General features: G+C 55.4%; 6 protein-coding genes. 2 read left to right on the top strand and 4 right to left on the bottom strand.

From position 1 onward, the window contains the following. Nucleotides 1-168 precede the first annotated feature (168 nt). Complete coding sequence (locus AC5M9B_RS03575; RefSeq protein ID WP_186805657.1) at nt 169-318, top strand: hypothetical protein; 150 nt, start codon at nt 169-171, stop codon at nt 316-318. 374 nt (nt 319-692) lie between these two features. On the opposite strand, the gene AC5M9B_RS03570 is transcribed toward AC5M9B_RS03575, so the two are convergent. The 4 genes from AC5M9B_RS03570 to AC5M9B_RS03555 all read right to left on the bottom strand — a co-directional run bounded on the left by AC5M9B_RS03570 (nt 693) and on the right by AC5M9B_RS03555 (nt 6,606). After that, on the bottom strand, nt 693-1,508 hold the full coding sequence (locus AC5M9B_RS03570) for an alpha/beta hydrolase (protein ID WP_146736654.1): 816 nt from the start codon (nt 1,506-1,508) through the stop codon (nt 693-695). 230 nt (nt 1,509-1,738) lie between these two features. Further along, nucleotides 1,739-3,847, bottom strand: coding sequence for a TonB-dependent siderophore receptor (locus AC5M9B_RS03565; protein WP_146736653.1), 2,109 nt, complete (start codon nt 3,845-3,847; stop codon nt 1,739-1,741). 170 nt (nt 3,848-4,017) lie between these two features. Next, complete coding sequence (locus AC5M9B_RS03560) at nt 4,018-5,349, bottom strand: MFS transporter (RefSeq protein WP_146736675.1); 1,332 nt, start codon at nt 5,347-5,349, stop codon at nt 4,018-4,020. Nucleotides 5,350-5,568: 219 nt separating this feature from the next. Continuing rightward, the gene (locus AC5M9B_RS03555) at nt 5,569-6,606 is read right to left on the bottom strand and encodes a LacI family DNA-binding transcriptional regulator (RefSeq protein WP_146736652.1); all 1,038 of its coding nucleotides are present in this window, start codon (nt 6,604-6,606) and stop codon (nt 5,569-5,571) included. Nucleotides 6,607-6,911: 305 nt separating this feature from the next. On the opposite strand from AC5M9B_RS03555, the gene pgi reads away from it, so the two are divergent. Further along, the gene (gene pgi / locus AC5M9B_RS03550; RefSeq protein WP_146736651.1) at nt 6,912-8,540 is read left to right on the top strand and encodes a glucose-6-phosphate isomerase; all 1,629 of its coding nucleotides are present in this window, start codon (nt 6,912-6,914) and stop codon (nt 8,538-8,540) included. The last annotated feature ends 241 nt before the right edge of the window (nt 8,541-8,781 follow it).

Here is an 8,781-nt window from a genome sequence, read left to right as displayed (position 1 = left end):
TTAAGTCCGCAGAGTATGCCATGGTTAAACCTTCAAAGTTGAGTATTGTACTATTTTGTTTTTAATTGACTATAAATACTCATTTGACTGTAGTCTGATTTGGATTATCAGGTGGTAGATTTCGCGGGCGCAGCCCACGCTACTTGAGTTATTCCAAGCCTGCATTGATTGAATAAAAGGTCGTCTGAAAACGAACGTGAACGGGTTTCCCTAACACCCAAATCCCAAAGTTTTCAGACGACCTCGTTTTTACCTGCGACCTACTCCCTCTCCCGTCTGGCGGGAGAGGGCTGGGGAGAGGGTGGCTCTACGGGCTGAACGAATTTGATTTTATCTAAACCCACAAAACCACCCCCATCCTAACCTTCCCACGCCAAACGGGGGAAGGGACAAGTTGTCGTTGCAGCAACAAGTAGCGTGGGCTTCGCCCACGATGTAAGACGGCAAATACAACTAACAATCCGTAGCGTGGGTTCTACCCACGAAATAAATACAAATTTGACTGTTGCTGGATTTCGGGTTGTTGGACGATAGGTTCGTGGGCATAGCCCACGCTACAAACTTCGCTTATCCCAAGTTAATTGAATAAAACCTTTATAGATTCGTGAAAAAGGTCGTCTGAAAATCCCCAACCGCCACCACTCAAGCCGTATTTCTCTTTGTTTGGAATACGGTTTTTCGTTCCTGCCTGTTTATTTCTTCTGCCACGCTTGGCGGAGGTATTCGATGTGGTCGGGGAGGGCGTAGAAGGGGGTGTTGCCGTGGTTAGCGTTGGGGTAGAGGGTGAATTGTGCGTCTGCGCCGAGGTGTTGGAGGGTGCCTGCAAGTAGTTTGGCTTGGGCGACCATTTCTCTGCCGATTTGTTCGGGGCGGTTGCTGCGGCCTTCGTGTTCGCCGACGCTGATGCGGACGGCGGTGTCGGCGGGAAGGGCGGACGGGAGAAAGTCGAGGACGCGGCGGTTGTGCCACCAGACGGAGGGGGAGGCGAGCAGGTTGTGTTTGAAGCGGTCGGGGGCAGTGAAGAGGGAATAGAGTCCGAACAATGCGCCGAAGGAGTGTCCGAACAGGGCTTGTTCTTTGGGGTTGACGGGGTATTTGGCGGCGAGGGCGGGGGCGAGTTCGTGGTCGAGGAAGGCGGCGAAGCGGTCGGCTTGTCCGTATTGGCGGCGTTCCGCTTCGGTGGCGGTTTCGGGCAATGGTGGTGTGTAGTCGAGGGCGCGTTGGGTCAGGTCGCGGACTTCGCCGTTGGGGTAGCCGATGCTGACGATGAGGCAGGCGGCGCGGCTTCGGGTCATGGGGTTGATGAGCAGGGATTGCGACATGCTGAGGGCGGCGGGGAAGAAGGCGTCGCCGTCGAGGATATGGAGGACGGGATAGCCTTGCGGGGGCGGGCTGCCGATAGCGGCGGTTTGGATGCGGTAGTTGCGGCTGGTGTGCTTGGAGCGGATGTGGGTTTCTTCGGCTTGCAGCAGGCGGGCGGCTTGCCAGTGTGCGGTGCGTGAGGTCATGGCGGGGTTGTCGGTTGTGTTGGTGGGGTGTGTTGTGTTGTGTGTGTTATCGGGTTGTCGGATGTTTCAGACGACCTTTGGGCTATATCTGCCGTTTTCTCTATGTCAAACATGGGACATAAATGATAAAACCGGACAGGTAGTGTTCCCTGCCTGTCCGGTCTGTTTCCGTAATGTGTTGGTCTTCTGGTTTTTGGCGGTGATTTGTTTTCCTTTTGCTTTTCCCGTTTTTAGAAGTCGTAGCGGAGGTTTGCCATCAGGCTGCGCTCCGAGCCGGGAATGTTGAAGGTGTTTGCGCTGCCGACGCGGGCGTAGTAGTGGCGGTTGAAGATGTTGTCGGCGTTGATTTGCAGCTTCAGTTTGGGCGTGAAGCGGTATGCCGCCATGGCGTCGAATGTGGCGTAGCCGCCTGCGCGCAGCCCTGCCGCCGAGGAGATGCTGCTCATCGCGTTCACGCCGCCGCCGAGGGTCAGCTTGGGCGTAACTTCATAAGTTATCCACAGGTTTGCGCTGTGTTTGGGCATCAGAAGGAAGATGCCGTCGTCGCGCGAGTTGGAGGCGGTTTTGATTTGGCTGTGCAGATAGCTGTAACCTGCGTGGATTTGCCATTTCGGTGTAATCGCGCCGCTGATTTCGGTCTCAACGCCTTCCATCACGCGTTTGCCCAAGGCTGCGTAACGGGTGTTGCGGTTGTTCGGGTTCAGCGGTGCGGCGGCGTTTTTGTCTTTCAGGCGGTAGAGGGAGACGCGGGTGTTGAGGCGGTCGTCCATGTAGCTGCCTTTGTAGCCGACTTCAAACTGGTTGCCTTCGCGCGCTTTAAGCAGGTTGCCGTCGGTGCCGAGGCTGGTTTGCGGCGTGTAGAGTTGGGACATGCTCAAGTAGAGGCTGTTGTTGTCGTTCAGGTCGTAAACCGCGCCTGCATAGCCGGTGAACTTGGTTTTGCTGGCTTTGTGCAACTCGTCGCCGTCGCCCGCTTCGATTTTGTAGTGTCCCAAACGCCAGCCACCGATGAGCGACAGTCTGTCGGCCGGATGGAAGACGGATTTGCCGTAAATGCCTAATTCGTCGAGGTTTTCGGTAGCGACGGTATGGCTGTAACCGCGCGCGCCGGCACGGGCGTTCTGCATCAGGTTGACATAGGGAACGGAGTGGAAATCGCCCAAGGCAACATTACGCGCAACGGCGGCACGGCCTTGCTCGTTGGTGCTGCGCAAGCGGTTGTAGTCCGCACCGACGACGAGTTCGTTTGCGGTGTTGCCCAAGGCGAACGGACGGCTGTAGCTTGCGTCAACCGCGAAGGCTTTTTGTTTGATTTCCGTGCCTAAGCCGGTAACGTTTGCCTTATTGTCCGCAGAAAGTTTGTTGGCGGCGAAGGTGTAGTTGGAGTCGGCATCGCGGTCGGAATAGCGCATACCGATTTTGCCGTAGCCGCCGTCGTCAAAATAATGTTTCAAATCAGCGAACACGTCATGGCTGTTCATTTTGAATTTGTTCCAATCCGCGCCGACGAAAGTGTGGTTGGGCAGGGACAGCAAATTGCCGCTGCTGCCGACGGGCAGGCCGTTATATGGCGCGAGGTGGCGTTGTTGGTAGAGATAGCCTACGCCCAAAGTCGTGTCGGGGTTGATGTCCCAATCCGCCGCCGCGTAGAAGGTTTCGTGGTGGTTGTTTTTCTCCGCCGGACGGGGGGACGCGCCCGAAGTTTGCGCCATCACACGGGCGCGCACGCTGCCGTCGGCGTTCAGAGGTCCTGAAACATCGGCTTCGGCTTTATATTGTTTGTGCGTACCGAACCCCGCCGCTGCATGACCTTGAAACTCTTTGGTCGGGCGTTTGCGCACCAAATTCACAATGCCGCCCATCTCGCCGCTGCTGTCGAACAAGCCGCTCGGACCGCGCATCACTTCGACGCGGTCGAAAGCAAACAGGTTGGGCAGCGTGCCGTTGATACTCTGCATCTGCGCAGGCAGACCGTCGATGTTGTATTCGCTGTATTCGTAACCGCGCGCATAAACCGATGAGCGTCCGTCGTCATTGCTCAACACGCGCAGACCCGGCGTTTTGCGTGCCAATTGGTCAAAGGTATCGACGTTGCGGTCTTTTACCTGCTGATTGGTGATGATGCTGACAGATTGAGGAATCTCGCGCAAAGAAGCGGGGATTTTTGTGCCGACGGTGGCGGCAAACGAGCTGTAATCGCTGTTTTTCTCGGTGGCAATCGCGTTGTACGAACGCTGTCCTTTCACATGGACAGTATCCAGTTCGACCGTTTCGGCGGCAAATACAGTGGAAGATAAAGCGGCCACAACGGCGGCAGCGGTTAGATTGGGTCGGAACATCAATTTCTCCGTTCATTGTACAAATGAGAATGGTTGTATTTTATAAGCTTGATGTCTGAAATTGTAGAAAAAAAACTATCGTTTTCCCGACAATCTCTTGTGAATATGCGACAAGGTCGTCTGAAAACCTTGATTCCGGTTTTCAGACGACCTTGTCGCAACTGCTTGAATCAGCTTGCCGATTCTACGCTATAAGGTTTGTTTGACGTTTTGATGGTCAGGGTCAATACGGCGGCGATGGCGAGGAAGACGCCGGCGAAGGTCATGGCGTTGGACGGGTTTGCACCGAGGAAGGTGTCATAGATCCAACCGAAGGTAACGGTTTCAATCAGCATCGGTATCACAATCATCATGTTGACGATGCCCATATACACGCCGTAGCGTTCTTTCGGAATGGAGTGTACGACAATCATAAACGGTACGCCCATCATACTTGCCCAGCCGATACCGAAGCCGATCATCGGGGCGAACATCAGGTATTTGTTGGTGATGTGCGGGATGGTTAGGAGGGCGAGCGATGCCAGGATAACGGCAAAGGCGTGGACATATTTCGCGGCATATTTACGCGCCATCCACATCAGTCCGAAGGCGGAAACAAAGGTTACGACATTGTAAAAACCGTTGACCAAACCGGTCCATGCCACTGCCTGTTCATAGGCAGCCTGGTCGGCAGATGTCGAATCCCAGACGGATTTGACGATACTGTGGGAGATGTATTGCCAGTAGATGAAGAGGGCGTACCATTGGAAGAGGTAAACGGAGGCAAGCTGCCACAGTGGGGTAGGCATTTCCTTAATGGCTGTGCCGATGTCTTTGACGGCGTGGACGGGGCCTCTAGGTTGGGCTTTGATTGCCGCCATTTCTTCGGGAGAAGGTTCGTGTTCGGGCGTGGACAATACGGTTACTAAAACAGAGCCGATGGAGCAGACGGCGCCAATATAGAACGAGCCGAATACCCAGTAGGGGATACCTGCTTCAGAGGTTTGTTGCAGCCAGCCGATTTGTTGGAAGATGTAGAGCGATACGTTGGCAAGGGTAATGCCCAAGCCGGTAAACACGGACTGCATCAAAAAGCCGGTGGATTGTTGGTGTTCGGGGACGGTATCGGCGATGAAGGCGCGGAAGGGTTCCATGGCGGTGTTGTTGCTGATATCCAAGAGCCACAGCAGCAATACGGCAACCCACAATGCGGTAACGTGCGGATAGATGAAGAGGCAGAGGCTGCAACCGATGGCTCCGATTAAGAAATACGGGCGGCGGCGTCCCAAGCCGGGAATCCAGGTGCGGTCGCTCATGGCACCGATAAGGGGCTGAACGAGCAAGCCGGTAATCGGACCTGCCATATTCAGAATAGGTAGTTGGCCGGGGTCGGCATGTAAGAAACTGAAAATCGGGTTGATGGCGGTTTGCTGCAAACCGAAGCTGTATTGGATGCCGAAGAAGCCGAAGTTCATCAGCATAATCTGGCGAAGCGTCATCGATACTTGTGGGGAAATCTTCATTTTGAAGCGACTCCTGGACTTTGTAAGAAGAAAACATGGAACAACAAACTGCGGGAAACACTGCATAGTTGAAGCGGTTGGGCCGCTTTCTTTATTCTTTGGCGTATCGTATTGATACGTTGCAAATAGGTAGAGTGATGCGTTGTTTGTGTTTTCAGACGACCTTTTATTGTCGTATTGTGTCTGCCTCATGAAGCAGACGTCGTCTGAAAGAATGTTTTACTTCAATGCCGTAACCGACTGCCGCCAAATTGTTTCTCCGACAACCCGAACGGGCGGACGGACGGTTTCTTTGGTCTCGATAATGTCGAACAGGATTTCCGCCGCCAGCGCGCCCATGCGCATATAGGGCAGCTCGGTGCTGGTCAACGGCGGGAACAGGGTTTCGGCAATTGCGCTGTGGTTGTCGTAACCTGCCACCGATACCTGCTCCGGAACGCGCACGCCGCGCGTCCTCAAAATGCCGTAAACGCGGACCGCCATTTCGTCGTTGCCGCAGCAAATGACCGTCGGCGGGTCGGCAAGCGACAATAATTTCAATACTGCCGCAATCAAAGGTTCGCTGTCGTTGGCAAAGTCGGTGATGCCGGTTTGCACCAAGTCAGGATCAAACACCATGTCCGATTCGTCCAAAGCGCGGCGGTAGCCCGTCAAACGCAGCCGCGTCGCTTCTGCGCCTGCCTGCAAGGTGATGTAGGCGATACGGCGGTGTCCGTGACGGATGATGTTGCGTACCAAATCGTATTGCCCGCGCTCGTCGTCCGGCAAAACCGACGGCGTACCCGCCGCGTCGAAACAGTTGACCAAAACCATCGGGCAGCGGTTGGGCATTTCGGGCAGGACGATTTCGCGGTGCGATTCGGTTACATACAAAATGCCTGCCGCGCGGTGTTCCATAAACGTCCTGACCAGAGGGTCGATTTGCTCGTAGCGGTTGTCCGTATCCGCAATCATCAGCGTTTTGCCCGCTTCGCGGATTTTCTGCTGGATGCCTTTGATTAAAAACATATCCGGCAGACCGTGTACCCCGCCGTATTCGCCCGTGCGCGAGATGGCGCCGGTAATCAGTCCGACCAAGTCCGAGCGGTTCGACCGCATCACCCGCGCCGCCGAAGACGGGATATAACCCAAAGCCGCAATCGCAGTTTCGACTTTTGCACGGGTTTTATCGCTGACCGGCGCATCGCCGTTAATGACGCGGCTGACCGTTTTGGGTGAGACGCCCGCATAAGCAGCAACATCATAAATTGTAACCATCTTACGACTCCCGCCTCATCCCTGTTTCATTTGATTACGAAGCATATCACACCTGACATCGGTGTCATACCGAAAAATTTACAGAACTTTGATAAAAATCAATCATATAAATTGCATATTGCATACAATTCTTAACCAAGCTGGCTCCCCGCATTCGCCAAACCCGCGCCCCTTTGTTAAACTACATACGACTACATACGACTACATAAATATTCACCCTATCGAACCAATCACTACAACGACAATCTATAACTGAATCACATCCCCCGAATGAGCGGGGCGAACCCAATTCCGAAGGAAACCCGATGACCGCATTTACCGAAGCATGGCAAGCCCTTGAACAACACTGGCTCGACACACAACACCTCCACCTGCGCGACCGCTTCGCCGCCGAACCCGACCGCTTCGGCAATATGCACGAAACCCTCGACGGCCTCCTCTTCGATTACAGCAAAAACCGCCTCGGCGAAGACACTTTGCAACTTTTGTGCCGCCTTGCCGAAGCCTCGCCCCTTGCCGGACAAATGCACGCCATGCAAAACGGCGAAAAAATCAACCTCAGCGAACACCGCGCCGTTCTCCATACCGCTCTGCGCCTGCCTGCCGATGCCGCGCCCGTTTACGTTGACGGCGAAAACATCCTCCCCAAACTCCACCACGAACTCGACCGCGCCCTCGCCTACGCCGAAGCACTCAACAACGGCAGCCACAGAGGCATCACCGACAAACCCATCACCGACTTCGTCCACATCGGCATAGGCGGCTCCGACCTCGGCCCCAGAATGTGCGTAGAAGCCCTCAAAGCCTACCGCCAAAACATCCGCGTCCACTTCGTCAGCAATTCAGACGACGCCGACATCAGCCGCACACTCGCCCACCTCAAGCCCGAAACCACCGTATTCAGCATCGCCAGCAAATCCTTCCGCACGCCCGAAACCCTGCTCAACGCCTATGCCGCCCGCGCATGGTATCGGGACGCAGGGCTGCCCGAATCCGGTATCTACCGCCACTTCTGCGCCATCTCCTCCGACGTTGCCGCCGCCCGAAACTTCGGCATCGCCCCCGACAACGTCTTCGCCATGTTCGACTGGGTCGGCGGACGCTATTCCGTCTGGTCGACCATCGGCCTGCCCGTCATGGTCGCCGTCGGCACAGACCGCTTCCGCGAACTCCTCGCCGGCGCGCACGCCATGGACACCCACTTCTTCCAAACCCCCTACCGCCGCAACATCCCCGTCCTCATGGCGCTCATCAGCATCTGGTACAACAACTTCCAGCACGCCGACGGACAAACCGCCGTCCCATACAGCCACAACCTGCGCCACCTCCCCTCGTGGCTCAACCAGCTAGACATGGAAAGCCTCGGCAAAAACCGCACCGCCGACGGACAACCCGTTCCCCATACCACAGGCGGCATCGTCTTCGGCGAAGAAGGCGTCAACTGCCAACACGCCTATTTCCAACTCCTCCACCAAGGCACACGGCTCATCCCCTGCGACTTCATCGTCCCCATGACCACCGCCTACGGCATCAACCGCCAACACCGCTTCACCGTCGCCAACGCATTCGCCCAAGCCGAAGCCCTGATGAAAGGCAAAACCCTAGAAGAAGCCCGCGCCGAACTTGCCGACTTACCCGAATCCGAACGCGAACGCCTCGCCCCGCAAAAAGAATTCCCCGGCAACCGCCCGAGCAACAGCCTCCTCCTCAGCACCACCGACCCCCGCCGCCTCGGCATGCTCATGGCGGCATACGAACACCGCACCTTCGTCCAAGGCGCGATTTGGGGCATCAACCCCTTCGACCAATGGGGCGTCGAATACGGCAAAGAACTCGCCAAAACCATCGAACCCGAACTCGAACGCAGCAACCCGCAGCACGACAGCTCCACCAACGGCCTCATCGCCTTCTACCGAGCCAGCCAGAACCGATAGGCAGTTCAAACAAAAAGGTCGTCTGAAAACCTGATTTTTCAGTTTTCAGACGACCTTTTTGTGTTAATCGTTTTCGTGGACAGAGTCTGCACTACGCACTTGTGTTGTCAACAAACTTTGTAGCGTGGGCTTCGCCCACGAACCAATCAAGATTTCAGACGACCTGAGACCTTTGCAAAAAAGCCCTTTCCCCGACAGCCGAAACCCAAACACAGGTTTTCGGCTGTTTCTGCCACTAATT

It is taken from the genome of Neisseria flava (genome assembly GCF_982712965.1).
Note: the sequence above shows the minus strand (reverse complement) of the source record. Positions and strands in the feature narration are given on the sequence as shown.

Excerpts from the sequence above, each read along its gene's own strand:
- AC5M9B_RS03565 (WP_146736653.1), bottom strand. The coding sequence starts at position 3,847 with ATGTTCCGACCCAATCTAACCGCTGCCGCCGTTGTGGCCGCTTTATCT.
- pgi (WP_146736651.1), top strand. The coding sequence starts at position 6,912 with ATGACCGCATTTACCGAAGCATGGCAAGCCCTTGAACAACACTGGCTC.
- AC5M9B_RS03560 (WP_146736675.1), bottom strand. The coding sequence starts at position 5,349 with ATGAAGATTTCCCCACAAGTATCGATGACGCTTCGCCAGATTATGCTG.
- AC5M9B_RS03570 (WP_146736654.1), bottom strand. The coding sequence starts at position 1,508 with ATGACCTCACGCACCGCACACTGGCAAGCCGCCCGCCTGCTGCAAGCC.
- AC5M9B_RS03555 (WP_146736652.1), bottom strand. The coding sequence starts at position 6,606 with ATGGTTACAATTTATGATGTTGCTGCTTATGCGGGCGTCTCACCCAAA.